This is a genomic window from Pseudomonas sp. SDO55104_S430, assembly GCF_054070595.1.
In genome coordinates this window covers 1-24,920 of record NZ_JBSVXG010000085.1, presented here as the reverse complement: position 1 = coordinate 24,920, position 24,920 = coordinate 1, and the positions used below count along the sequence as shown (strand labels likewise).

Annotated in this window: 25 protein-coding genes; 11 read left to right on the top strand and 14 right to left on the bottom strand. The window is 61.4% G+C overall.

All coding sequences use genetic code 11. From position 1 onward, the window contains the following. Nucleotides 1-81: 81 nt before the first annotated feature. From ACW9JE_RS16460 to ACW9JE_RS16430, 7 genes are read right to left on the bottom strand one after another with little or no spacing between them, the layout of a single operon-like run. The gene (locus tag ACW9JE_RS16460; RefSeq protein ID WP_224534916.1) at nt 82-822 is read right to left on the bottom strand and encodes an SDR family NAD(P)-dependent oxidoreductase; all 741 of its coding nucleotides are present in this window, start codon (nt 820-822) and stop codon (nt 82-84) included. A gap of 10 nt (nt 823-832) precedes the next feature. Further along, the gene (locus ACW9JE_RS16455; protein WP_175379792.1) at nt 833-1,333 is read right to left on the bottom strand and encodes an aromatic-ring-hydroxylating dioxygenase subunit beta; all 501 of its coding nucleotides are present in this window, start codon (nt 1,331-1,333) and stop codon (nt 833-835) included. Beyond that, complete coding sequence (locus ACW9JE_RS16450; protein ID WP_457433327.1) at nt 1,330-2,613, bottom strand: aromatic ring-hydroxylating oxygenase subunit alpha; 1,284 nt, start codon at nt 2,611-2,613, stop codon at nt 1,330-1,332. Before ACW9JE_RS16450 ends, ACW9JE_RS16455 begins: the two co-directional genes overlap by 4 nt. Nucleotides 2,614-2,662: 49 nt before the next feature. Continuing rightward, the gene (locus tag ACW9JE_RS16445) at nt 2,663-3,784 is read right to left on the bottom strand and encodes an amidase (protein ID WP_224534920.1); all 1,122 of its coding nucleotides are present in this window, start codon (nt 3,782-3,784) and stop codon (nt 2,663-2,665) included. Next, nucleotides 3,781-4,251 carry a nuclear transport factor 2 family protein gene (locus ACW9JE_RS16440; RefSeq protein ID WP_224534922.1) on the bottom strand — a complete coding sequence of 157 codons (471 nt, stop codon included), beginning with the start codon at nt 4,249-4,251 and terminating at the stop codon, nt 3,781-3,783. The genes ACW9JE_RS16445 and ACW9JE_RS16440 overlap by 4 nt, the downstream gene beginning before the upstream one ends. A 3-nt stretch (nt 4,252-4,254) precedes the next feature. Continuing rightward, a complete protein-coding gene (locus tag ACW9JE_RS16435) occupies nt 4,255-4,626 on the bottom strand; it encodes a hypothetical protein (RefSeq protein ID WP_224534923.1) in 372 nt (123 codons plus the stop codon). A gap of 36 nt (nt 4,627-4,662) precedes the next feature. Further along, nucleotides 4,663-5,826 carry an acyl-CoA dehydrogenase family protein gene (locus ACW9JE_RS16430; protein ID WP_457433326.1) on the bottom strand — a complete coding sequence of 388 codons (1,164 nt, stop codon included), beginning with the start codon at nt 5,824-5,826 and terminating at the stop codon, nt 4,663-4,665. 351 nt (nt 5,827-6,177) lie between these two features. Between ACW9JE_RS16430 and ACW9JE_RS16425 the strand changes: the two genes are divergently transcribed. Next, nucleotides 6,178-7,659, top strand: coding sequence for a PAS domain-containing sensor histidine kinase (locus tag ACW9JE_RS16425; RefSeq protein WP_224534928.1), 1,482 nt, complete (start codon nt 6,178-6,180; stop codon nt 7,657-7,659). 282 nt (nt 7,660-7,941) lie between these two features. On the opposite strand, the gene ACW9JE_RS16420 is transcribed toward ACW9JE_RS16425, so the two are convergent. Next, nucleotides 7,942-8,463 carry a hypothetical protein gene (locus ACW9JE_RS16420; RefSeq protein ID WP_457433325.1) on the bottom strand — a complete coding sequence of 174 codons (522 nt, stop codon included), beginning with the start codon at nt 8,461-8,463 and terminating at the stop codon, nt 7,942-7,944. Then, on the bottom strand, nt 8,421-8,714 hold the full coding sequence (locus ACW9JE_RS16415; RefSeq protein ID WP_224534932.1) for a type II toxin-antitoxin system TacA family antitoxin: 294 nt from the start codon (nt 8,712-8,714) through the stop codon (nt 8,421-8,423). The genes ACW9JE_RS16420 and ACW9JE_RS16415 overlap by 43 nt, the downstream gene beginning before the upstream one ends. 430 nt (nt 8,715-9,144) lie before the next feature. Between ACW9JE_RS16415 and ACW9JE_RS16410 the strand changes: the two genes are divergently transcribed. From ACW9JE_RS16410 to ACW9JE_RS16390, 5 genes are all read left to right on the top strand, one after another. Further along, nucleotides 9,145-10,296, top strand: a complete 1,152-nt coding sequence (locus tag ACW9JE_RS16410; RefSeq protein WP_457433324.1) for an amine dehydrogenase large subunit — start codon at nt 9,145-9,147, stop codon at nt 10,294-10,296. An 11-nt stretch (nt 10,297-10,307) separates the two neighbouring features. After that, nucleotides 10,308-10,847 (top strand): MauE/DoxX family redox-associated membrane protein, encoded by a 540-nt coding sequence (locus ACW9JE_RS16405; RefSeq protein ID WP_224534936.1) that lies wholly within the window; start codon nt 10,308-10,310, stop codon nt 10,845-10,847. Nucleotides 10,848-10,852: 5 nt separating this feature from the next. Then, nucleotides 10,853-11,485, top strand: coding sequence for a methylamine dehydrogenase accessory protein MauD (mauD, locus tag ACW9JE_RS16400; RefSeq protein ID WP_224534938.1), 633 nt, complete (start codon nt 10,853-10,855; stop codon nt 11,483-11,485). A gap of 18 nt (nt 11,486-11,503) precedes the next feature. Next, nucleotides 11,504-12,025, top strand: coding sequence for a methylamine dehydrogenase light chain (locus ACW9JE_RS16395; protein WP_175379780.1), 522 nt, complete (start codon nt 11,504-11,506; stop codon nt 12,023-12,025). A 175-nt stretch (nt 12,026-12,200) separates the two neighbouring features. Then, entirely contained in the window at nt 12,201-12,722 is a 522-nt protein-coding gene (locus ACW9JE_RS16390) for a cytochrome c (RefSeq protein WP_224534940.1), read from the top strand. On the opposite strand, the gene mug is transcribed toward ACW9JE_RS16390, so the two are convergent. After that, entirely contained in the window at nt 12,716-13,234 is a 519-nt protein-coding gene (gene mug, locus ACW9JE_RS16385; protein ID WP_224534942.1) for a G/U mismatch-specific DNA glycosylase, read from the bottom strand. The genes ACW9JE_RS16390 and mug overlap by 7 nt on opposite strands. Nucleotides 13,235-13,238: 4 nt before the next feature. Further along, a complete protein-coding gene (locus tag ACW9JE_RS16380) occupies nt 13,239-13,865 on the bottom strand; it encodes a TetR/AcrR family transcriptional regulator (RefSeq protein ID WP_224534944.1) in 627 nt (208 codons plus the stop codon). 213 nt (nt 13,866-14,078) lie between these two features. Here ACW9JE_RS16380 and ACW9JE_RS16375 point away from each other — a divergent pair, with 213 nt between their 5' ends. The 5 genes from ACW9JE_RS16375 to ACW9JE_RS16355 all read left to right on the top strand — a co-directional run bounded on the left by ACW9JE_RS16375 (nt 14,079) and on the right by ACW9JE_RS16355 (nt 20,237). After that, nucleotides 14,079-15,197: an HlyD family secretion protein gene (locus ACW9JE_RS16375; RefSeq protein WP_224534946.1), complete on the top strand. Its 1,119-nt coding sequence runs from the start codon at nt 14,079-14,081 to the stop codon at nt 15,195-15,197. After that, nucleotides 15,197-16,690 carry a DHA2 family efflux MFS transporter permease subunit gene (locus ACW9JE_RS16370; protein ID WP_457433323.1) on the top strand — a complete coding sequence of 498 codons (1,494 nt, stop codon included), beginning with the start codon at nt 15,197-15,199 and terminating at the stop codon, nt 16,688-16,690. Before ACW9JE_RS16375 ends, ACW9JE_RS16370 begins: the two co-directional genes overlap by 1 nt. A gap of 17 nt (nt 16,691-16,707) precedes the next feature. Next, a complete protein-coding gene (locus ACW9JE_RS16365; protein ID WP_457433322.1) occupies nt 16,708-18,168 on the top strand; it encodes an efflux transporter outer membrane subunit in 1,461 nt (486 codons plus the stop codon). A 59-nt stretch (nt 18,169-18,227) separates the two neighbouring features. After that, nucleotides 18,228-19,178, top strand: coding sequence for an aldo/keto reductase (locus tag ACW9JE_RS16360; RefSeq protein WP_224534952.1), 951 nt, complete (start codon nt 18,228-18,230; stop codon nt 19,176-19,178). A gap of 108 nt (nt 19,179-19,286) precedes the next feature. Then, nucleotides 19,287-20,237: a LysR family transcriptional regulator gene (locus ACW9JE_RS16355; protein WP_457433321.1), complete on the top strand. Its 951-nt coding sequence runs from the start codon at nt 19,287-19,289 to the stop codon at nt 20,235-20,237. Nucleotides 20,238-20,285: 48 nt separating this feature from the next. Here ACW9JE_RS16355 and ACW9JE_RS16350 read toward each other — a convergent pair whose 3' ends face one another. The 3 genes from ACW9JE_RS16350 to ACW9JE_RS16340 all read right to left on the bottom strand — a co-directional run bounded on the left by ACW9JE_RS16350 (nt 20,286) and on the right by ACW9JE_RS16340 (nt 24,755). Next, entirely contained in the window at nt 20,286-20,540 is a 255-nt protein-coding gene (locus ACW9JE_RS16350; RefSeq protein WP_457433320.1) for a DUF2790 domain-containing protein, read from the bottom strand. Nucleotides 20,541-21,673: 1,133 nt separating this feature from the next. Continuing rightward, nucleotides 21,674-23,329: a BCCT family transporter gene (locus tag ACW9JE_RS16345; RefSeq protein WP_457433319.1), complete on the bottom strand. Its 1,656-nt coding sequence runs from the start codon at nt 23,327-23,329 to the stop codon at nt 21,674-21,676. 178 nt (nt 23,330-23,507) lie between these two features. Continuing rightward, complete coding sequence (locus tag ACW9JE_RS16340) at nt 23,508-24,755, bottom strand: MFS transporter (RefSeq protein ID WP_457433318.1); 1,248 nt, start codon at nt 24,753-24,755, stop codon at nt 23,508-23,510. Nucleotides 24,756-24,920 lie beyond the last annotated feature (165 nt).

The window sequence follows — 24,920 nt, the reverse complement described above, 5'->3', positions numbered from 1 at the left end:
TCAGTCGACATCGATGTAGCTGATACACCATCGCGAGCAGGCTCGCTCCCACAAAGGGCATTTTTTAAGGGTTGGCCGCACTCAGCGCATGAACAACCCGCCATTGATGTCCCAGCACGCCCCCGTGACGGAGCCGGCGTTTTCGGCGATCAGCAGCAGAACGGTGTCGGCGACGTACGTCGGGTCGCCCAGGCTGCCGGTCGGGATCATCTTGAGGATTTGCTCCAGACGCTCCGGCGCCACGGACTCGCGCACCACCGGCAAGTCCTGCGGACCCGGCGAGATGCTGTTGACCGTCACCCCTTGTGGCGACAGTTCACGGGCGAAGACCTTGGTCAGGGTCGCCACGCCACCCTTGGCCGCCGCGTAGTGCGCGCCGGTGGCGGTGCCGCCGTTCTGCCCGGCCAGGGAGGCGATGTTGACGATGCGGCCAAAGCCGCGCTCGGCAAAGTGCGCGCCGAACACCTGGCAGGCCACGAACGTGCCGCGCAGGTTGATCGCCATCGACTCATCGAACTCTTCCGGCGTGATGTCCATCAGCGCCGCGACTTTCGACACCCCGGCGTTGTTCACCAGGATGTCGCTGCCGCCCCAACGCTCGGTGAGCAGGTCGCGGGCACGCTGGAAATCCGCCTTGCTGCGCACATCCAACTCGATGGCCATGGCGCTGGCGCCGGTGCTGTCGAGCTCCAGCGCCAGGCGTTGCACGCCTTCGATCTGCACGTCGGACAGGCCGACGCGATAACCCGCCGCATGCAGACGGCGGGCGATGCACTCGCCCAGTCCGCGCGAGGCACCTGTTACAAGGGCTACTCGGCTCATGTTGTTGCCCTCACAAAAGGAAGCCGAGCGCGCTCAGGCTGTCGGTGGAGTTGATCAGGCGCACCACTTTTCGCTCCAGGCTCGGCACGCCGTCGGTGAAGCGAATGCGGTGGTTCAGGTCGGCCACGAACGGCGTGTGCACGCCGCGCTTGTAGGCGTACAGCAACTGCGCCGAGTTGACTTCGACGATGTCGCCGGCTGCTTCCACCAGGCGGAAACGCGAGACGGTGCGAATGGTTTTCGCCGCGTCCACCGCCGACGGCGAGTAACCGGCGGTCAGGCGTTCGATACGCAGGTCACGCATGCGCGCGTCGTCGTAGGCGTAGTTGAGGGTGGCCTCGAAGTCTTCGGTGTCCGGGTCGATCGGCACGATGTACTTGCCGCTCTCGCTCCACAAGGTCGCCCACTCGGCGTAGTTCTTGTGGTCCAGAAGTTCGGCTTCGCGCCAGATGAATTCGATGGCCTGGGCCAGCGGGCCGGAAAAACCGTTCAGGGTGTCGTGATTGCTCATTGGCTCATCATCCTTTTCCACATGTCGTAGGCACCGCGCATGCCGCCTTCGTCGGTGGCGTGGCTGACTTTGTCGCCGTTTTCAGCGGTGATTTCGCGGTTCAGGCCGCGGTTGACCAGAATCGGCGCGTCGACGCCGGCATAGGAGCCGCGCTGCACGCGATCCCAGGCCTCGGCGTCGTCGGGGCTGCCGAAGCCGAAAGGGCCCTGGAAGTGTTCGTGAATGCGCATGCGCTCGCGGTTGGCGATTTCCGGGCCGCCGTCCATGCCCAGGGCCACGTGACGGATCTCGGTTTCGGTGACCGACACCGGACGCAGCACGCGGAAGAACGACATCGACATGGCGATGTTGGGGAACAGGTTCAGGTTGAAACCGGCGCCGTGCAGCGAGCGCACGATGCGGCGTACCTGCTCCGGCGGCATGGTTTTGGACAGCTCTTCGGTGACGTGGGCGAAGCGTTCCTGCAACTGCTCGGTGCCGTCGTCGTGATCCAGGTCGACGTGCTCCGGCACCATCACCATCACGCTGTGGCCGTTGCCCAGCGAGTGGGTCACGGCCTGCTCGTCGGTCATGAACGAGAGCATTTCCGAGGTCTCTTCATCCACCGACGACATGAACGACTTGTGCACGATCGGGAAGTGGTAACCGTCGGTGGTGTTTTCCAGCTGGATCTTCCAGTTGCCCTTGAAGCTGAACTTGTGTTCGCCCTGGGTCTTGATCGGGTAGCCGGCGCCCTGCTTCATGAACAGGTCCATCCAGTGCCTGGCGCCGCCGAGGAAGTCTTCCAGCGGTTCGATCTCGTCGTTGTAGCTGGCGAAGATCATGCCGGCGTAGCTTTCAACGCGCAGGCTGGTCAGTGGCAGTTCGGATTTTTCCAGGATGCCTTCATAACCGTCCGGGTATGGCAGCGCGCGCAGCTTGCCGTCCAGGCCGTAGGACCAGCTGTGGTACGGGCAGGTGAAACCGGTGGCGTTGCCCTTGTGCTTTTCGCACACGGTGGCGCCACGGTGGCGGCAACGGTTTTCCAAAACGTTGATGTTGTTCTTCTTGTCGCGCACGACGATCACCGGACGACGGCCGACCATGGCGGTCTTGAAGTCGCCGCTGTTGCGCACTTCGCTTTCGTGGGCAACCCACACCCAGGTGCGGTAGAAAATCTTTTCAAGCTCGGCTTCGAACAGCGCCGGATCGTTGTACAGCGAGACGTCGACGCGGTCGTGCCGGACCAGCTCTTCGGGGCTTTTCGACGTCGCGATCAGCCGGTATTCATGAGTGCTCATGCGGTTCTCCTCATGGCTTCTTTTTATGATTGGGTTATGGAGCCGGCGGCTAACCGACCATGCTCTGTTGCAGTTGCGCACCGAAGGCGCAGACCACTTCGTCCTGACCTTTGCGACCGACGATCTGCAGGCCGACTTTCAGCCCGCCGCAATCGAGTTCCACCGGCACCGTCAGCGCCGGATGGCCGCTCAAGTTGAACGGACGCACCAGCGGCGTCATGCCGGCCACCGCCTTGCTGCCGGCGCGGGCCTCGCTGAGGGTCGGCGGCAGCGTTGGCAGGGTCGGCAACAGCAGCACGGCGAAGTCTTCCAGCGCGGCGTCTACCTGATGGGTGAAGCGGCGGCGCACGGCTTCGGCTTCGGCGAGTTCTTCACGGGTGGTACGGGCAGCCGCCAGCAGACGGGTTTCCACGTCGGCGCCGATCAGGCCCTTGCCGGTCAGGTGACCGAACGCGGCCCAGTTTTCGAAATTGATGACGGTCAGCCCGGCAACGAACGCGGCTTCGAATTCGCTCAGTTGCAGGTGGCTGCGACGCCAGCCGGCGCGGTCGGCAGCGGCACCGAGGCTGGCTTGCAAATGCGCGTCGCAGGGCACGTCGAGGAAGCCGACTTTGGCGCCTTCACCTGGCAGGCCCTGGACGTTGAAGCCCGGGCAGATGACCTGCATGGTGGCGATCAGATCGTCCATGGTCCTGGCGAACGGTCCAACGCAATCCAGGCTCGATTCCAGTGGATGCGCACCGACGCGGCTGACCCGGCCATAAGTCGGTTTGAGCCCGGCGATACCGCAGCAGGCTGCCGGTACGCGCACCGAACCACCAGTGTCGGTGCCGATGGCGATGTCCGCCAGGCCCGCGGCCACGGCCGAGGCCGAACCGCTGGAGGAACCGCCCGGCACCCGGTCAGGGGCCTGCGGGTTGATCGGGGTGCCGGTCCAGTCGTTGATGCCGGTGACGCCGAACGCCAGCTCGTGCAGGTTGGTCTTGCCGACGATCTGCCATCCGGCTTCGAGAATCGCGTCCACGACATCGGCGTTTTTCGTCGCCGCCGCAGCATCGGCGAAAGCGCGGCTGCCGGAACGGGTCGGGTAGCCGGCGATGTCGATGGAGTCCTTGATGGCAACGCGCTTGCCGCTGCCGCCGAGGAGGAATTCGCTGATGAAGGTGCTCATGCGTTCAGCTCCGTATTGAAGAGGCGTTGCGTACGGAAATGCGCGATCAGCCAGGTGCCGTCGACGCAGCGGAAATCGATGTTCAGGCGGGTGCCGAACAACTCGCTGCGGCCATCGGCGTAGGTGGAAATCTGCTGCATGATCCACTGCCCCTGCGCGCTCTGGCCGTCGACCCGAATCGACTCGCTGGTGAGGTAATGCAGGTTCAGCCGGAAGTGATCCGACGGCGGCAGGTAGCCGCCGACGAACGCGGCCACGGCCTCGCGCCCACGGTGTTGACCGAAGGTCTGCGCGGTCTGGGTGCCGATGCCTTCCCAGATCGCGTCGATGCAGAACAGCTCGGCCAGTTCGCTGACCAGGGCCTGCGCCCTCGGCACATCGCACAGGTCCATGTAGCGCGCCATCAGGCGACGCACCGCGCTTTCTCCTTCGAGCGTCGCCAGACGCTGCAGCAAGGCCTCGTTCATGGCTTACACCTTGGCCGCATCAGGGATGGTCAGCGGACGACCGATGCGCGCTTCGACCTTGGCGTAGCGCCACAGGCTGTACTCGTTCACCGGGGTGGTGCGGAACAGGTTGCAGGCGTCGATCACCGACTGGTGGCAGTCGACGTCGGCCATGATGTATACGGTCCATGGCGAGGTAGTGGATGGGCCGACCATCAGGCGGTCGTCATCCATCGCGCCGAGCACGTTGATGCCGGGCATGGCACCAAGGTCGGCCATCATCTTGCTGAAGCCTTTCCAAACGCTCAGGCCTTCGCCGGTCGGCAGGTCGAAGAAGTTCTGGGTGATGCCGATGCAGAAGACGACGCGCAACGGTTCCTGGGTAGCTTGGGTCATGAGGTGAATCCTTGAATAAGTGGCTTTGAAAGGTGATCAGATGTAGCCAGGGAACGGTTGCACGCCGAGGAACACCGAGCCGGCGCCGTCGTACAGGCCTTCGCTGAGGAAGGCGTGCTGGGTCACCACCATCGAGTCGCGCAGGTAGCGTTGCAGCGGATGGCGCAGGTAAATGGCAGTGGTGCCGGCCAGGCTGTAGGCGCTCTGCACCACGGCGGCGCCGGCCTGGGAGACGTGAATTGCCGACAGACGCAGCTGGCTGGTCTGCTCCGGGGTGACCGGGTTGCCGGCCAGGATCGATTCCCAGACCTGCTCGGTGGTGCTGTAGAAGAAGCTGCGGGCGGCGGCGAGTTTGGCCTCGGCCTTGGCGATTTCGATGCGTACGTAAGCGCGGTCCGACAGTTTCGGCGCACCGGTGATGCCACCGCCGTTGGCCATGCGGCTGATTTCGTCGAGGGCTGCACGGGCCAGACCGAGGTTCACGACAGCCAGCACTTGCGCGGCGTAGGCGATCGACGGGTAGCGGAACAGCGGTTCGTCGATGGTCGCGGCACCGCCACGGATGAAGGTCCAGCGCTCGTCGATGTGCTTGTTGGTCACGCGCAGGTCGTGACTACCGGTGCCCTTGAGGCCGACCACGTCCCAGTTTTCGATGATTTCCACCTGCTCTGGACGAAACACCGCGGTGCGAGGCTTGCCGCCCGCCGCGCCGATGCCGACACCGAGCAGGTCGGCGCCCTTGCAGCCGCTGGCGAATTTCCAGGTGCCGTTGACCTGCCAGCCGCCGTCCACCGCTTCGGCCGGTTGCAGCGGGAACAGGCCGCCGGCGAACACCAGGTCAGGGCTGTCAGCGTACAGTTCGGCCAGGGTTTCTGGCGGCAAGGCGGCGAGATAGACACCGGCGCTACCGAAACTGGCGACCCAGCCGGCGGAACCGTCGGCTTCGGAAATGCGTTCGATCATCTCCAGAAAACGCGCCGGCGCCAGGGCGTCGCCGCCATAGCATTTCGGCGTGGCGGCACGGTAGATGCCCACCTGCTTGAAGCGCTCGATCATGTCCCGTGGCACATGGGAGCGGCTGTCGAATTCGTCGCGACGCTGACGCACTTCTTCCAGTACCTGGGCGAAGGCGAGGCTGTCGACGCCATTGTCGTCAACGCCGATCAGAGCGTCTTGTTGCGCGACCGCTGAACGCAGCATGGGCTTTCTCCGTTTTGCTTATTGTTGTTGGGGCGACCGCTGAACCCCTGTAGGAGCGAGCATGCTCGCGATGAACGCCTGAGCACCGCGGGGTGTCAGGCAGCCAGCGTTATCGTTGACGACCATCGCGAGCGTGCTCGCTCCTACAGGGGTCGGGTGGATCTCCCTGCATTGGAGCCCAGTGTAAAAACGCCATCGGCACGCAACTATTGGTGCGTGCAGCCCCCCACCTAAAGAAAACCCCTAGTCCGCCCCCGGTTACCTCTGAGCGCGTCCCTTCGCGCGAGCCGGTATAAAAAGCCATACTTCCGGTTCCACCGGTCCCCGACCCCTGCCGCCAAGGGCTGTGCGATGTACTTGCCTGAACAGAACGACTTTTTCACCCTGATCGAAGCCATGCCGCTGTGCATCATTCTTCACGATGCCCACAGCAAGGAGATCCTCTGGGCCAACGCCGCGGCCCTGTCGGCGCTGGGCTTTACCCTTGAGGAACTGACGCCGCTCAAGGCTCCGGACATGACCCGCGATGCCCCCAAGTACCGGCGTTCGGTGGGCTTGCGCTGGCTGGAGGGCGCGGCGCGCACGGGGCAGCGCGCCATCGAGTGGTGCTATCGCTCCAAACAAGGGGTGGAGATTCTGTCCGAGGCCGTGGCGACCCTGGTGCACCTCAAGGATCGCGATGTACTGATGGTGCAGTTCCGCGACATTTCCAAGGAAGACAAGGTCAAACGCGACCTCAAGCGCTTCGAAAGTCGGCTCAAGGCGTTCATGCAGGATCTGGCCGAGGGCGTGGCGGTGTTGGGGCCGGAGGGTGAGATCCGGTTTATCAGCGACTCCGGCGCGAACCTGCTCAATAGCGAAGAACACACGCTGATCGGCAAGAACTTCCTCGCCTGGTGCGACGAGTCTTCGCGCCAGCGACTGTTGCAGCAGCTGTCTACCGAGACACCCGAGCACTTACCGTTCAGCGTGCATTACAAGGTGCAGCGGCGCGACGGCGAGTGGCGCTGGCATGACGCGACCTGCCGTTCTATCGAAATCGAGGATGATCTGAACGGGCATCTGCTGCTGTTCCGTGACGTCACCGAGCAGGTGCAGGCTGAAGAGGCGCGGCGGGTGAGCGAGCAGAAGCTCGAGTACCTGGCGCGTTATAACGCCATGGGCGAGATGGCCGTGGCGATTGCCCACGAACTGAGCCAGCCGCTTGCGGCGACACGCAATTTCATCGAGGGCGCGGTGATTCGCCTGGGCAATGCGAGTGGTGTCGACGAGGGTGTCACCTGGGGCTTGCAGAGCGCCGTGCGGCAGATCGAGCACGCCTCGGTGATCATCAAGAGCGTGCGCGAATACGTGGTCAAGCTGGAGCAAAGCGAAGAGCTGATCGACCTCAACGAGCTGCTGCGCGAAACCCGCTACTTCATCAGCCTGCGCGCCGACCCGAGCCTGGTGAAGGTGGACGTCATCACCGCTCCCGGGCCGCTGCTGGTGAGTTGCGAGAAAGTGCTGATCGGTCAGGTGATCCTCAACCTGGCCTTCAACGCCATCGAAGAAATGGCCGACCTGCCCATCGAACGCCGCGTGCTGCGCATCCACGCCAGCACCGACGACGGCATGGCCCTGGTCCGCATCGAAGACCGCGGCCGCGGCATCCAGGCCCAAGCCCAGGAAAAACTGTTCGACGGCTTCTTCTCGTCCAAAGTCAGCGGCAACGGAATCGGGTTGGCGCTGTGCAAAAACATCATCGGCCGGCATCGGGGTGATATCTGGGCGCAGAATCTTGAGCCTTGCGGGGCGGTGTTCGGCTTTACCTTGCCCCTGTCGCCTGAGCCTTAAGGCAAAAGATCGCAGCCTCGTTTCACTCGACAGTTCCTACAGAGGAAATGCTGTCCATTGTGGGAGCGAGCCTGCTCACGATGGCGGCGGCACATTCAACATCTGCGCTGAATGTAACGGCCTCTTCGCGAGCAAGCCCGCTCCCACAGTGATCCTGGTTGGTCGCAGAATTTGCGTACACCCACGAACCTGTGGGAGCGGGCTTGCCCGCGAAGGCGGAGTGTCAGGCGACATTGATGTTGAAGGTGCAGCCCCTGGAAAAATGCTGTGCGCAATACAGAGCTACCGAAGCGGCAACATCAATGTGATGGGCGTGATTCCCGGACAAGGTATGAACCCTGCGTACTTGATGTAGAAATTCGAGAGGCGTTCATTGAGCGGATGAACAATAAGTGCGCTGGACCCGATGGATTGAGATGCTGAAATGACCCGCTCGATGGCGTCTTGCAGCAAGTCGATAGCAAAACCTTGCCCCTGAGCTTCCAGCGTTATTCCCATGCGGCCCAGCAGAGTGACCGGATGAACGCTGGGTGAGTTGCGTTGATGATTTTTCGGAACGACGTTGGCGCGTGCAACGGACCCGCTCGACAAGGTGTAGTAAGCCGCGACGATCTGTGTTCCTTTGCGGCGACAAACGTAGTCAACCGCGTGTTTGGCGGCTTGCGCCTTGCGTGCCTGCTTCAGAAGGTATTCATTGATGGAGGGTTCGCCCGAGTCGAACCCTTCGAAGAGGTGCCGGTCGTTGAGTCTCTCCGGAGCACTCAACTCCACCGTTTTGGACGTTCGAGAAGTTGGTGAAGACATTCGTTACCTCGGAGCGGATTCGCCTCAATGGCCTGTTCAAATGCGTCAAATGCATCGTCGTCGAGCAGGAACAAACGTTTTTCCAGAATGACTTCTTCTGCTTTCTGACAAGCCGCTTCCAGAATGAAGCTGGTTCGATCACGACCGGACATGGCAGCGGCCAGATCGATCAGGCTGCGTTTCTTTTCGTCCGTCCTCATGTTGATTGGAACGGGTTTGGACTTTTCAAGACGTTCGGTTGTAGCGGACATGATTCTTTTCCCATCTGAGGGCGCAGATTTTTAGCATGGATCCGCTAAGGAGCTAACGCATCAACCATGCGATTACTTTTCATTTTATGACTCCCCAAGAATGCTGGAGCGTCTCGGGCCTGATTTTCAAAACACGTTTCAAACGCTGGAAATCGTGAATTCTCCCGAAGGTAGTGCCATCGACTCTACGACGCTTGTGTAGCTAATGTCTACACGCCGTATATCTTCCAGATATACGGCACTGCCTCCGCCACCTCCGAAATCCCCGCCTTACCACCCCCCACCACAAGTTTCATGACACTGGCACACATACACAATCTCTTGGCAGGCAGCGCAATTCCCCCGATTGCCGGGCGAGGCACTATTCAATCGTCAAAATCTGCCCACTCACCCGCGATCCGCGTTACCAACAATTCAGGAAGTTCCCCTTATGCGAACAAACAGGATCTCCGTACAGTCAGCGCTAGGCCTGAGCCTGCTTGTACTCGGTTTGAACAGTGCCCGTGCGGATTTGCCCGCAGACACTGGTATCGGCCAGACCACCCTGGCTTTCCCGGCCGAGCCGCACCGCGCGTTTGTCGTGGATGTGGAGTTCGAAAGCTTCGTCGCCGGTCGTGTCACCGTGGTCGACCCTGACCAGAAACGCGTGCTGGGCATGGTGCCGACCGGTTTTGCCGCGCCTTCGGCCCTGAGCCATGACAAGAAGACCATTTACGCCGCTGACATCTGGTACTCCCGCGGTACCCGTGGCACCCGCACCGACGTGCTGACCGCCTGGGACACTTCGACCCTGTCGCCGGCCTGGGAAGTGCTGATTCCGAACAAGCGCGCCGAGTCGCTGACCCAGCGCTACGGCTTGAAGACCAGCAGCGATGACCGTTTCGTCTACATCTACAACTTCACCCCGTCGACCTCGGTGACCGTGGTCGATACCCAGACCAAGGCCGTCGCCACCGAAATCGCGATCCCTGGCTGCGTGCTCAACTACCCGATCGGCAAGCGCCGCTTCGCCTCGCTGTGCGGCGACGGCAGCCTGCAAGTGGTGACCCTCAACGATCAGGGCCAGGAGACTGCGCGCAGCCGCACGCCGTTCTTTGATCCGAACGCGGAGAAACTGGTGGAGCGCGCAGTCAACGTCGGCGACACCTACTACTTCACCACGACCACCGGCACCATCCGCGCCGTGGATTTCAGTGGCGATGCACCGAAGATCCTGCCGAGCTGGTCGCTGACCACCGACGAGGAAAAGAAAGCCGGCTGGGCGCCGGGCGGCTGGCAGCTGATGGCGGTCGCGCCGAAGCTCAATCGCCTGTACGTGCTGATGCATGACGCCCACGAAGCAATGAAATGGGAAGACCCAAGCCCGTTGATCTGGGCCTTCGACCTCAAGACCGGCAAGAAAATCGCCACCCTGGAAGCCCCGGCTCCGATCTGGAGCATGCAGGCCACCGGCGACGACAAACCATTGCTGCTGGGTACTGACGTCGAAGGTGGCTTGCAGATTTTCGACCTCAAGACCAACCAGCACACCGGTGCCATGGCCAAGGTCGCGAAAACCGCGACTCAGGTCATGAGCTACTAAGAGGTTCGGCCATGCAATCAGATCCGATCTTCATCATTGCCAGCGCCATCGCCATCGCGGTGCTGCTGGCCAGTGCCGCGACTCACAAGGTGCGGGCACCGGCGCGCTTCGCCAGTCAGTTGGCTGATTATCAGCTGCTGCCTCAGGGACTGGTGCGCCCTGTCGCACGCCTGGTGCCGTTCCTGGAACTGGCCATTGCCTTCGCTTTGCTGGTGCCGGTCAGCCGGCATTGGGCAGCGCTGAGCGCGGCGAGCCTGCTGGCGCTGTACGCCGCCGCCATCGGCATCAACCTGTGGCGCGGTCGTCGCGACATCGACTGCGGCTGTGCAGGTCCCGACCAGGCGCAACCGCTGCGCCCGGTCCTGCTGCTGCGCAACAGCGTGCTGGTGGCCGTGGCGCTGCTGGCCAGCGTGGCGCCGGTGCTTCGCGACATGACTGTGTTCGATGGCTTCGTGACGCTGGCCTCCGCCGCCGTCGCCCTGCTCATCTACGCCGCGGCCGATGGCCTGCTGGCGAACTCCCCTCTTCTGCTCAAATTGATTGGTAGGTAATCAAAATGGAAGGCTTGATAGTTTCCAACGTTCTGCTCTGGGTATTGCTGGTGGCCGTGGCGTTCGTCGTCATGGGCCTGGTTCGTCAGATCGGCGTATTGCACGGTCGCCTGGCACCGGCCGGCGCGCTGATGGTCGACAAGGGCGTGGCGGTCAACGAACCGGCTCCGCAAATCACCGCTTCGGACCGCAAGGGTCGTCCGGTGAACTTCGGCTATGCCGGCGAGAAATCGCAACTGCTGTTCTTCCTCTCGCCGACCTGCCCGATCTGCAAATCGCTGCTGCCGGCGATCAAATCCATCGCCAAGGAACAGGCAAACAGCCTGGACGTGGTGTTCGTCAGCGATGGCGACATGGACGCCCAGCAAGCGCTGATCCGTGAACACAAACTCGAAGACGCCACCTATGTGGTTGGTCCGGAAGTGGGCATGACCTACCAGATCGGCAAGCTGCCTTACGCCGCCCTGATCGACAAGGCCGGCACCCTGCGCGCCAAGGGCCTGGTGAACTCCCGCGAACACCTGGACAGCCTGTTCGAAGTGGAACACCTCAAGCACGCCACTTTGCAGCAGTACCTGAATGCTCAGCCACGCGAGCATGACCACGCCCACGACCACAGCCACGGCCATAGCCACTGATAAGGCAGGGAGACCTTCATGAAACTGCTGGATCTGTTGTTCGAGCGCTCCTCGCGCCGTGTTGCCGACACTACTTCGCGCCGCAAACTGCTGTCGCGCATGGGCTCGCTGATGGTGGCCGGTGCCGCCCTGCCCCTGCTGCTGCCGCTGGACCGTACCAGCAAGGCCCTGGCGGCCACCGATCCGAAAGCCGGTGATCCAGGTGATCCGAACAGCTGCGACTACTGGCGCTACTGCTCCATCGACGGCTTTCTGTGCAGCTGCTGCGGTGGTTCGGTGACCTCCTGCCCTCCGGGCACCGAGGCCTCGCAAGTGACCTGGATCGGCACCTGCCGCAACCCGGCCGACGGCAAGGACTACATCATTTCGTACAACGACTGCTGCGGTAAGCAGAGCTGCGCCCAGTGCGCCTGTACCCGCAACGACAGTGAAGAACCGGCCTACCGCCCGTTCAACAACAACGACGTGAACTGGTGCCTGGCCGCCAAATCGCACATCTACCACTGCACCGTTTCGATCATTCGGGGTGTGGCGGTTTAAGCGATTCACCGCCGGTTACCTCGGTAGCCGGCCTTCTTACAACTGTAGGAGCGAGCTTGCTCGCGATGGTCGTCAACGATAACGCTGGCATCCTGACGCCCCGCGGTGTTCTGGCGTCCATCGCGAGCAAGCTCGCTCCTACAGGTTCAGGGCATAACAACAAGAAGGGTTTGTCATGCGTCATCTGTTAATCCTCAGCCTGGCCTGCCTTTTCATCGCCCCGCTCGCTCACGCCCGGGCCATTCCCAACCCGAATCAAGGCCACGCACCGGGCAACGAATCTCCGCAGACGCCCATCAGCCAGGCCGGCTACAGCGTGGGCGTGAATTACCAGCTGCAATGTGCCGGTTGCCATCTGGGCGACGGCACGGGTTCGGCCGCCAACGACACGCCGCGCATGAAAGGCTTTGTCGGCAACTTCCTGAAAGTCCCCGGTGGCCGCGAATTCCTGGTGCGTGTGCCAGGCATGTCGCAGTCGGCGCTGAACAATGCGCAACTGGCGGACCTGCTCAACTGGCTGATGCGCGAAGACGGCATGGCGGGCAAGAGCGTGCCCGAGCACTACCAACCCTACACCGCCGATGAAGTCGCCGCATTGCGCGCCGAGACCATGCTCAACCTGCCGGGCACCCGAGGCGAGCTGATCAAGGACATGCGTGCCCAAGGCATCGCCATCGACGACGGCATGAATTACTGATCGCCACCGATCGTCGCCTGCCTGAGCGCGCAATAGGCGTCCACGAGCTGAGCCTGGCTGAACGCGAGATTCCGGCCGCTCGGGTTGGGCAATATCCACACCGCCGCATTGCCGAAGGTCCGGGGCTGCAGCCCCCACGCCACCTTCCGCTGCCCCGATAACGCCGAATACGCCGCCTTGCCCAGAAACGCCACGCAACGCGGCGCATAGCGGGCGATCTTCCTTTCAAAACGTACCGCCGATTCCAGAAACTCCTGATTCGACAATTGATCGGCCCGGGCCGTCGGTCGCTCGACCACGGCGGTCAGACCGCATTGATATTGCAGGATCGACCGGTCGTTTTCCGGGCGCACCTCCTCAGGCGTAAACCCGGCCAGATGCAAGGTGCGCCAGAAGCGATTGCCGCGCCCGGCAAAATGATGGCCCTGGGCGGCGGCGAGCAGGCCGGGATTAATCCCGCAGAACACCACCGCCAGCCCCTCGCTCAGAATGTCCTCGAGCCCCGGGTTCATGCCCTCACCCGCCACAGATCAGGTTGACCGCGTTGCGCGCCAGCTCGCTCAGTTCTTCACGGGGTTTGCCGGCCCGGGCGCGGATCGAAATGCTGTGCAGCAACGATGAAGCGAGAACCGCCAGAGCGCCGACATCCACATCGTCCTTCAATTCGCCGGACTCGACGGCCTTGCGCAGCCGTACTTCCAGATCGGCGTCGAGACGACTGAGCCTGTCGGACAGCACTTCGCGGATTTCCGGGTCCTCCACCGCTTCGGTGGTCGCGGTGCCGATGGCGAAGCAGCCCCGGGCCTGACCCTCGCCGGAGTAATAGATCGACAGCTGCCCTTCATAAAAGCGCGTCAGTGCCTCACGCAACGACAGCTCGTCGTCCGCCAGCGCCTGGTGCATGTCGGCGTGGGCGACTGCCCAGTACTGCTCCAGCGCCTTGAGGTACAGCGCGTGTTTATCGCCGAACGCTGCATACAGGCTCGGCCGGTTCATGCCGGCGGCGTGGGCGATGCTGTCCAGGGATGCCCCGGAATAACCGGTATTCCAGAACACACCAAGCGCTTGCTGCAGCGCTGTCTCGGGGTCGTAGGCGCGGGGCCGGCCACGGCCTTTGCCTTCGGAAGTTTTATTTTGTGCCATGTCGTACAAAATCCTTGTGGAAGGGTGAATGCAGGGATATTCTTACACCATCGCACAAAATTAAGGAACCAGAAGTTCCTTCAATTGAACGTTTGTTGAAGCGCAGCTCAAAACGGCTATAGCGGCGACGAAACGAGTGCGGCGGAGCAACCCTCCCCACCGCGCACGGGTTTGCTTTCTCACAGCAATTATTCGTTTTGAGGTGTATCGATCATGACCCAACAGTTCGACATCCCCGCTTCGCAGAACTTCGAGCAGCCGCAGCGGATCAAGAAACCGTTCAAGGAAAAACTGCGCCCCTGGCTGATGTTCGGCGTGCCGGCCCTGGCCGCCGTCATCGGCTACGGTAAATACGTCGCCGGCGAACCCTTCGTCACCACCGACAACGCTTACGCCCGGGTGGCCAAGGCTTCGATCAATGCGCGAATTTCCGGACAGGTGGTGGAAATCGCCGTCGAGGACAACCAGCAGGTGCACAAGGGCCAGGTGCTGTTTCGCATCGACCCCAAGCCCCTGCAGATCGCCATTGACCGCGCCCAGGCCCAGCTCAATGTGGCGCGGCTGCGCATCGACGGTCTGAAGGCCAGCTATCGCCAGCAACAGGCGGATCTGCAATCGGCCAAGGAATCCGCCGACTTCGATCAAAAGGAATTCGCCCGCAAGAAAGCCCTGGTCGCGACCGAGTTCGTGTCCAAGTCCATTTATGAGCGCTCCGAAACCGATCTGAAGATTTCCCGCCAGCGCATCAACTCGATCGAACAACAGATCGCCAGCACCGTGGTCGCCCTCAATGGCAACCCGAACATCGACGCAGACAACCACCCGACGGTGCGCGAAGCCAAGGCGCAGCTCGATGAAGCGCAGCTGTATATGTCCTACGCCACCGTTTATGCACCGGCTGACGGCATCGTCGCCAAGGTCGATGACTTGCAGGTGGGCAACTACCTGAACAACGGCGCGGCAGCCTTTGCGCTGATTTCCGATCACGAGATCTGGGTCGAGGCCAACTTCCGCGAAACCCAGGTCACCCACATGCGCCCGGGCCAGGAAGCGACCATCAGCATCGACACCTACCCGGATCGCGTGTTCAAGGCCCACGTCACCAGCATGAGCCCCGGCGCCGGTTCGGACTTCTCCCTGCTGCCGCCGGAAAACGCCACCGGCAACTGGGTGAAGGTGGTTCAGCGGGTTCCGGTTCGCCTCGAACTGGATGAAATCGACCCTGCCCTGCCGCTGTTCTCGGGCACCAGCGCCACCGTGAAAGTCGACACCGGCCACCGCACGCCGTGGTGGAGCCCGCTCAAGTCGTTGCTGACCGCAGGTAACTTCTGATGAACGCCAATGCGAGTGGGAGCGCGGGCAGCCGCGCCGCCGGTTCGCTCAGGTTCGCCGTGTTGCTCACGACTTACATGCAGTCGGCGAACCTGCCGCTTCCGAACGCGGTGCTCCGGTTGATTCAGGGCAGCCTGTCGATGACCGACGATCAGGCGGGCTGGATTTTCACCGCCTACCTGGCCGCCAGCGCGATCACCATGCCGATTGCCCAGTGGCTCGCGGGCCGCTTTGGCGTGAAGCGGGTGTACCAGACCGCCTTGATCGTCTTCGCACTGGGTACGCTGCTCACGACAGTATCCGACACGCCGCTGGAATTCATCGGCGCGCGGATCATCCAGGGTCTGTCTAGCGGTGTCTTGGCGCCGCTGTCGATGGCGATCGCCCTGGAAACCCTGGCACCGGAGAAGCGCATGAAGTTCGGCGCGACCTGGACCGCCATCGTGCTGCTGGGCATCGCCACCGGTCCGAGCATCGGCGGCTGGATCGCCGAGCATTTCGACTGGCGGCCGATCTTCTACATCAGCCTGCCGCTGTCGGCGTACATCTTCATGGTGATCGCCCTGTTGCTCGCCGAGAAAAAAGCCGAGAAGGCGCCGACCTTCGACTTCACAGGCTTCGGCAGCTTCACCCTGGCGATGATCAGCCTGCAGATGCTGCTCGACCGTGGCGAACGCATGGACTGGTTCGACTCGCCGGAAATCTGGATCGAGGCAATCGCCTGTGCATTGGGCGCGTACTGGTTCTTCGTCCACGTGCTGACCCGCAAGGTGCATTTCTTCAACAAGAGCCTGCTGGGCGATCGCAACTTCGTGCTGTCGACGATCATCTTCTTCGCCATCGGTTTCGTGTTGCTGTCGACCATGGCCCTGACCTCGCCGATGCTCGACGAAATCCTCGGTTACCCGCCTGACACCACGGGCGCCCTGACCCTGCCGCGCGGTGCCGGGCTGGTCATGGCGTTTCTGTTGACCGGGCGTCTTCCCGAGCGTTTCGACCGACGGTTCTTCGTAGCGGCAGGGGTTGCCCTGGTGATCTACGCCAATTGGCTGATGCTCGCCTATTCGCCCCTGATGGACTGGCCGCCAGTGGCGATTGCCGGCGCTCTTCAGGGCATCGGCATCGGCATGTCGATGGCGTCGCTGGCCAAGGTGGCGTTCAGCACCCTGGACCCGAAACTGCGCCCGGAAGGCACCGGCCTGTTCAACCTGCTGCGTTCCTACGGCAGCACCCTGGGCGTGGCCATCGTGCAGATCTACTTCTTCAACAACACCCAGGCGATGCACCAGGCATTGGGCGCCAACATCACGCCCTACAGCGCCGCATCGCATGGCGCGTCGATGTCGTTGCCGGCCCTGGAGGGGATCAACCATCTGGTGACCCACCAGGCTGCGTTCATCGCCGTGATCGATCAGTTCAAGATTTTGATGGTGGCGATGCTCGTCGTGAGCCCGCTGGTGATTTTTCTTCGCAAACCCGCTGCGACCAACTAGTTAGTGGAGTGTGCCAAATGAAATCCAGTCATTCGTTCCAAACGCGAATCCCGGCAAAACTCAGTGCACTGTCGGTAATCGTTTTCCTCTCGGCCTGTACTGTCGGCCCCGACTTCAAGGCCCCGGCCGACAGCGCTTCGCAGCACTTTGATCAACAGGCGGAGCAACAGCTGGGGCAGAACATCCAGTACGGCAAGCAGATCACCGGACAATGGTGGTCGGCCCTGCGCTCGCCCAAGCTCGATCAGGTGATGCGCCGGGCCATCGACGGCAACCTGGAACTGGTGGCCGCCGACGCAACCATTCGCCAGGCCGCCGCCTCCGTGGCCGCCGCCGAAGGTGCGCTGTATCCGCAGGTTGACTTCGGCGCCACCGCCGGTCGTCAGCGGGTGCACAACGCCAAAGACCCTTCGATCTCCAACTTCTATGCCATCGGGCCTCGGGTCGGTTTCGATCTGGATGTTTTCGGTGGCATCAAGCGTGAAGTCGAGGGACAGCAGGCGTTCACTGATCTGCAGAAACGTCGCTACGACGCCGCGTATTTGACCCTGACCGCTGACGTCGCCAGTCAGGCGTTGTTGGTGGCTTCCGCCAACGAGCAGATCAAGGCCGTGGAAAAGCTGCTGGCCAACGACACGAAAAACCTCGAACTGGTGCGCGCGGCACATCTCAATGGCGCCACCACCCAGATCGATGTTTCGCTGGCCGAAACCCGTCTGGCCCAGGACCGCACTCTGTTGCCGCCGCTGGCCCAGCAGCGTGATGCCGCCACCCATGCGCTGTCGATCCTGACCGGCAAAGGCCCGGCGGACTGGATCGCGCCGCAGTTCGATCTGGCCGAGTTCACCCTGCCAGGCAATTTGCCGGTCAGCCTGCCGTCGGAGATGGCGCGCAACCGGCCGGACATCCAGCAGGCCGAGGCCCAACTGCATATCGCCAGCGCCGCCGTGGGCGTGGCGACCGCCAACCTTTATCCGAAGGTGACGCTGTCGGCCTCCCTGCTCCAGGCCGCTTCCGGCAATGGCGGCGCGGCGCTCTGGGGTTTCGCCGCCGGGATCACCGCGCCGATCTTCAACGGCGGCACGCTCAAGGCTGAGCGCCAGGCCGCGGTCGAGGGCTACAACGCGACCCTGGCCGGCTATCAGCAGACCGTGATCAGCTCGTTTGGCCAGGTCGCCGACACGCTGCAAGCCATCAACCATGACGCCGAGGAATTCCGCGCCCAGGACGACGCGTTGCACTCCGCCGAAACCAGCTTTCACCTGAACCAGCAGGCTTACGCCCAGGGCGAGAACAGCATCCTTCAGGTGCTCGAAGCGGAACGGGCTTACGAGCAGGCGTTGCTCGGACACATCCGCGCCAAGACCGCGCAGTACCTCGACACCGTGCAGCTGTACGTGGCGCTGGGCGGCAATGCCGTCGGCGTGTTCGACCAGAAGGTTGCCAGTCGCGAGACGGCTCATCCCTCGTATCAGTAATTCATTCCACAGAGGCCACCGTCGCATTGGCGATGGCGGTCGGCAAAACCGGAGTACATATGTCCTACGAACCGTTTTTTGATGAACTGCCCATCACCCGATACGCCCTGAACAACGGCTCAGGCACCTTGCCCGCCGTGGGTTTCGGCACCCTGTTCGAAGATCGCGGGATCACCACCGAGGCCGTGACCCACGCGCTGCAAAGCGGGTTTCGCCTGCTCGACTGTGCCGAGCGTTTTGGCAATGAAGCCCAGGTGGGCGAAGCTTTGAAGGCCTTCCTGGAAACCGGAAAGGCGCGGCGCGAGGAGCTGTTCATCATCGGCAAACTGTGGAACAACAATCATCATCCGCAGCGGGTATTGCCGGCCTTCGAGGCCAGCCTCGAACGGCTTCAGGTCGACTACCTCGATTGCTACCTGGTCCAGACGCCGTTTGCCTTTCGGGCCGGTGACGACCAGTACCCCATGGACGCCTTTGGCCATGTCCTCTACGACTCGGGCGTGACCCTGATTGACACCTGGCGGGCCATGGAGCGCCTAGTGGACAAAGGCCGCTGCAAGTCCATCGGCCTGTCCAACATCACCCTGCCGGCCTTGCAGGAAGTGCTCGCTGTGGCGCGGATCAAGCCCGCCGTGGTGCAGGTGGAAGCCCACCCTTATCTGCCGCAATGGGAGCTGCTGGAGTTCTGCCAGCAACACGGCATCGTGTTTCAGGCCTATGCGCCACTGGGCCATGGGCTTGAGCCGAAAATCGCGAAAAACCTGGTGCTGAATCAAATGGCCCGGCGTCTGCAGAAGACTCCGGCGCAGGTGGCGTTGGCCTGGGCGGTGCAGCGTGGTACGGCGTTCCTTACGACCTCCACGTCCCTGAGCCATATCCAGCAGAACATCGACATCTCGACCCTGCCCCACCGGGCAATGCATGAGATCCGCCAGGACATCACCACGCGGATACGCTTCAACTCGGCGGTGGACAACGGTGTTCACCTGTTGCTTTCACCCACATACTGATGCCTGTCCTAGGAGCGGCTCTTGAAACAGCCGCTCTTTTTTTGCCCTCGCGAATCATTGTTCGCGCCAAATCCTATAATCTGCGGCGTCCTTCAAGAGGTGAAAACCATGGATGTGTTCCAGACCATGCGATTTTTCGTGGCGGTGGCCCAGAGCGGCAGCTTCACGGCGGCGGCCAATATGCTGGACACCACCACGACCAACGTCTCCAAGGCCGTTTCGAGCCTGGAAACCCGGCTGCGCACGCGCCTGATCAACCGCACCACCCGACGCCTGGCCCTGACCGAAGCCGGCACGCGGTATCTGCTGCGCTGCGAAAGGATTCTGGAAGAGTTGCGTGAGGCGGAGGAAGAAGCGGGAACCGCGCAGATCACCCCCGTGGGGCGGCTGAAGATTCATTCGATGTCGGCCATCGGCAATCATTACGTGATCGATGCCATCGCCAAATACCGCGAGACTCATCCTTCGGTGCAGTTTGACCTGACACTGACCAATCGGCTGCCCGATCTGCTGGAGGAAGGTTTCGACATGTCGATCGTGCTGGCCCGGGACCTGCCCGATTCCGGGTTTGTTGCCCAGCGGCTGGGCACCACCTACAGCATTCTGTGCGCTTCGCCCAAGTATCTGGAAAAACGCGGAATGCCCAAGACGCCGGCTTCATTGCGCGAGCACGACTGCCTGAGAATGGTGAACACGCCGATGCCGGTGGAGCATTGGGTATTCGACGGGCCACAAGGCGCGGAGACGATCAGCGTTCCGGTGTCGCCCTTTCAGATCAACACTGCCGACGCCATGACTATCGCGCTCATCCATGGCATGGGAATCGGTATTCAGCCGGTGGCGTCTGCGGTTGCGGGGTTGAAGTCCGGCGCCCTGGTGCGGGTACTGCCGCACTATCAATTCGAAGAGTTGAGCCTGTTCGCCATCTACCCTTCGCGAAAGTTCGTCGATGCAAAAATAAAAACCTGGGTGGAGTTCCTGAAGGACTATGTGCCCGGGTTGTTGGCTGCCGATGAAAAAATTGCCTGTGCGTCAAAAAAGAAGGTGTTGCTCAAGTGAGTCGCAGCGCCCGAATGGAGTGTCGACCCTCCATCTTCCGCACGCGGATCAACCGTTGGAACAGCCGTTGCCCATGACCTGGTATTGCATCACGTGGCGTTGACCGCTGGAGTCTTCGTAGGTCATTTGCGCTGGCACCGGTCCGCAGATGTTGTTGGGGATGTCGGTGATGGTGATGACTTTTTTTATGTCCAGGTTTGCTCCATAGCTGTAGGTCTCGACCGGGGATTTGTTTTCTTCGGCGAAGGCTTGGGTGCCGAGGCAACCGAGGGCGAAGATGATTGCGAGTTTTGAGATGTTCATGGTGGTATCGTCTCGTTGGGTTGGGTTGTTGGAGACGATGCTAGGGGTTTGGGGGTGGGCGAAACAGATGGGTGTGGGACATTCACTGTTGTCAAAAAGCGTGGGAATGTGGGACGTTTTTGGTTGGGGTGAATATCCGTTTTTTTGGTAACGGCCGCTATTGGTTCCGCTCTTACAGCGGGTCACTTTCGAAAAGCGCCAAGTAACCAAAGCGCTCGTGCCCCTGACGTACGGTGCCTCGCTGTGGCTCGGTATGCCCTCCTTCCGGTCCTGCTCCGTGGGCCCGCCGCCATCGGCCATCCATGGCCGGGGGCGGCTAACCCGGCATCCATGCCGGGTTGCCCACTCCGCAGAACCTCCACTCGGCCTCACGAGGGGGCGAATATCGCGTGCACCTGTAGGAGCGAGCTTGCTCGCGATGGTCGTCAACGATGACGCTGGCTGTCTGATGCCCCGCGGTGTTTTCTCGTTCATCGCGAGCAAGCTCGGCTCCTACAGAAGAGCCTGTTACCTCTGTGGGAGCGAGCCTGCTCGCGATGGTCGATAACGATGACGCGGGCTGCCTGAAACCCTGCGGTGTCTGGACATTTATCGCGAGCAGGCTCGCTCCCACATTTGGTTTTGGGTACATCCGGGAAATCAGGTCGGCTGCCAGGCCGCCATCGCTGGCAAGCCAGCTCCCACAGGTTCTGTGGAGAACACCAGATCTGTGATCCACACCAAACCACTGTAGGAGCGAACATGTTCGCGATGGTGGCCAACGATGACGCGGGCTACCTGATGCCCCGCGGCGCCCTGGCATGCATCGCGAGCAAGCTCGGCTCCTACACGGACCAACCCCAGCCAGGCCGGCCGGTAGGCCGCCTCGCTTTTGAGGTGCCCCGTCGGAAGGCCGAGTGGAGGTTCTGCGCAGTGGGCAACCCGGCATGGATGCCGGGTTAGCCGCCCCCGGCCATGGATGGCCGATGGCGGCGGGCCCACGGAGCAGGACCGGAGCGAGGGAACCCTGAGCCTAAGCGAAGGGCCGTACGTCAGGGGATAAAAGCGCTTGGTTACTTGGCGCTCCTCCAAGTAACCCGCCGTAAGGGCGGAACCAATAGCCGCCATCACCCCAAAAACGGATATGCACTCGATCAATAAGCCCGAGCAGCATCAACCTCACGACGATCAACAACAACCTCAGGCTCAACCTCCATCGAAGGCGTCCAAGCCGGCAACGCAGGCATCTCCCTGCGCAAGCTGTGAATCAACGTATACGACATCACCAGCAACAGCATGGCAATCGGCAACCCCGCCGCAATACTCGCCATCTGAATCGCCTTCAACCCACCGGCCAGCAACAACCCCGCCGCAATCGCCCCTTCCAGAATGCACCACAACAATCTGATCCAGTTCGGCGGATTGGTGCTGCCCAGCGCACACAGCGTGCACAACACCTGGGTCCCCGCATCCGCCGTGGTCACAAAATGCACCCCGAGCAACACACACACCAGGATCGACAACGCCGCACCAATGGTCTGGCCATCCAGCTTCTGCAACAGCGTGAACATCGCCGCCGTAGTCTCTTTCTTGGTAGCCAGCAACACGGTGCCACCTTCGAACTTCGGCTGCTCCTGAACCAGCGTCTGCGCCGCAACGGTCGCCTGATACGCCTGGCGATCCTGCTGCTCGTTCTTCAACGCCGCACCACCGAACACCGACATCCACAGAATGGTCACCATGGTCGGCACCACCAGCGCACCGATCACCAGCTCACGAATGGTCCGGCCCTTGGAAATACGCGCAATGAACAGCCCCACGAACGGACCCCAGGTCATCCACCAAGGCCAGTAGAACGCCGTCCACCAGTTCTGCCACTCGGTGTCCTTCTGAGCATCCATCCAGAAACTCAAACCCACGATGTTCTGTACATAGTCCCCGGTCGACTCAAACATCAAGTTAAGAATGTAACGGGTCGGCCCAAGTGCAAGTACCGCAAACATCAAGATGAACGACAAATACATATTAAGCGTGGATATACGCTTCATGCCTTTGGACAAACCGGCAACCAGCGAAATACAGGCCACAACACTGACAAACAGAATAATGGACAACTGCAACGCAACACTGACCGGCACACCAAAAACATTATGCAAACCGGTATTGATTTGAACCACGCCCAAACCCAAAGACTGGGAAACACCAAAGGCGGTAATAATCACACCCATAATGTCGACCACATGCCCGATCCAGCCGTAAATGCGATCGCCAATCAGCGGGTACAGCAGCGAACGCAGCGCCAGCGGCAAGCCTTTGCGATAAGCGAAGTAAGCGAGGCTCAGGCCGATCATGGAGAAGATCGCCCAAGGGTGCAGGCCCCAGTGGAACAGGGTGATGCGCATCGCCATGGTTGCCGATTCGTCGGTCAAGCCCTTGGAGAACGGGTTGTCGGCGTAATGCAGCATGGGTTCGGCCACCGACCAGAAGATCAGGCCGATGCCCATGCCGGCGCTGAACAGCATGGCGATCCAGGACGCGAAACTGAACTCGGGCCGGTCATGTTCACCGCCCAGTTTGAGGTTGCCGAAACGGCTGACGGAGATGTACAGCAGCAGACCCAGCACACCACTGATCAGTGCCAGGTAATACCATTTGAAGTTATGCAGAATAAACGCAGAAGCCGCTTCGAACGCCTTGACTGCCTGTTGGTCTTTAAATGCACAAAATAATACGAATATGATAACTCCCACGATGGAAGCCACAGTCACAGTCGGATTAAGGCCTTTCAACATGCCGGATTGAGCACGCATTGTTTTCCCCTTTTGTTTTTGTTTAAGGGCGTAATTACTGTATGCAGGTATTTGACTGCAGTTATTTCCGGTCTAACTCGGTTTTGGCAGCATGGCCAAGATGATTGAATCCAGAGTCTCCTTCAAACCATATTTCGTCACCGACTCATGAGAAAAACGCATCAATGAATCCGTTCGTTCAACGCTGATCCTTGCCCTGCGCCACGACCTCACACACCGCCACCAGGTTAGAGCTGGCAATTCCGTTGGGCGTCACCGGATGCTGCAATGGCGCGTCCTTTTGCAGGTGCTTGCCGGTGACTTTTGCCTGCCCCACAAACAGCGCGAGCAGCAACGCACTGCCGGCGTAGAAGAAGTAAAAACTCGACGTCCCCAGATGCTCCATCAGCGCACCCGCAATCAGCGGTCCGAAGCAGGCTCCGACGCCGAACGTGATCAGCAGCATGCCCGAGAGCGATACGCGCAATGCTGGTTCCATGTTGTCGTTGGCCAACGCCACGCCCAACGGATACAGGCAAAACTGCAGAAAGCCCACGCCGGCGCCGAACAGCAGCAAGGTGACGAACGAGGGGCTCTGATTGAACGCCAAGGGCAGACTGATGATGATCAACAACACCGCCACCGCGCGAATCAGGCTGGCGCGGGGCAAGCGATCCGACAGCCAGCCCAGCGGCAATTGCGCCAACAGCCCGGCCCCGATGGACAAGGCCATGAACTGACCGACTTGCGCCGTCGGCAGTCCCTGCTTGCTCGCATAGATCGCGGCCAGCCCGTAGAACGCGCCATTGAGCATGCCCGACATCAGAATGGTCACCAGCGACTGGGGAATCCGGCGCAGGAACAGGCGCAGATCAATCGACGCCGCCGGCACTGCCGTCGGGTGCATGCTGCGGGTCAGCGCCACTGGCACCGAACCCAAAGCGAACACCATCGCCACCCCGAGCAAAGCTCGAATACCCAAGCCTTCATCCAGGCTCAAAGCCAGATTGCCGAGCATCATTCCTACGTAACTGGCGACCATGTACAGCGCCAGGACACTGCCACGCTGATCAGCTTTAGCCTGATCGTTGAGCCAGCTTTCCAGCACCATCAACTGGCACATCATCGCCAGCCCTACCAACCCGCGCAGCACCAGCCAGAACGGCAGCGCAGTGCTGAATTCATGGGCCAACACCGCGGCCGCAATGATCCCGGCACAGGCCGAATAGGTGCGGATGTGCCCCACCTGCGCGATCAGGCTGCGACCGACCCAACCGCCCACCACCATGCCCAGGGCATTGGCGGCCATCAACGCGCCGCCCGCCGTTTCCGATGCGCCCAGAACATTCAGGCGCAAGGCCAGAAAGGTCATCAGCAGCATCGATCCCAGCTGCATCATCAGGCTGGCCAGATACAGCGCGCCGAACGTCTTCGTCAGTCCAAACACGATGCCGATTCCGAAAAGAAGAAAATGTGAGACCTGGGTGGTAGCCCTGATCAATCAAGCCAAAACGCGATCCATGTAGCAGCTGGCGAAGCCTGCGTCCGGCTGCGAAGCAGTCGTAAACCCGGAGAACACGGTCTGTCAGATAGATCCGGGACACAGGTTTTG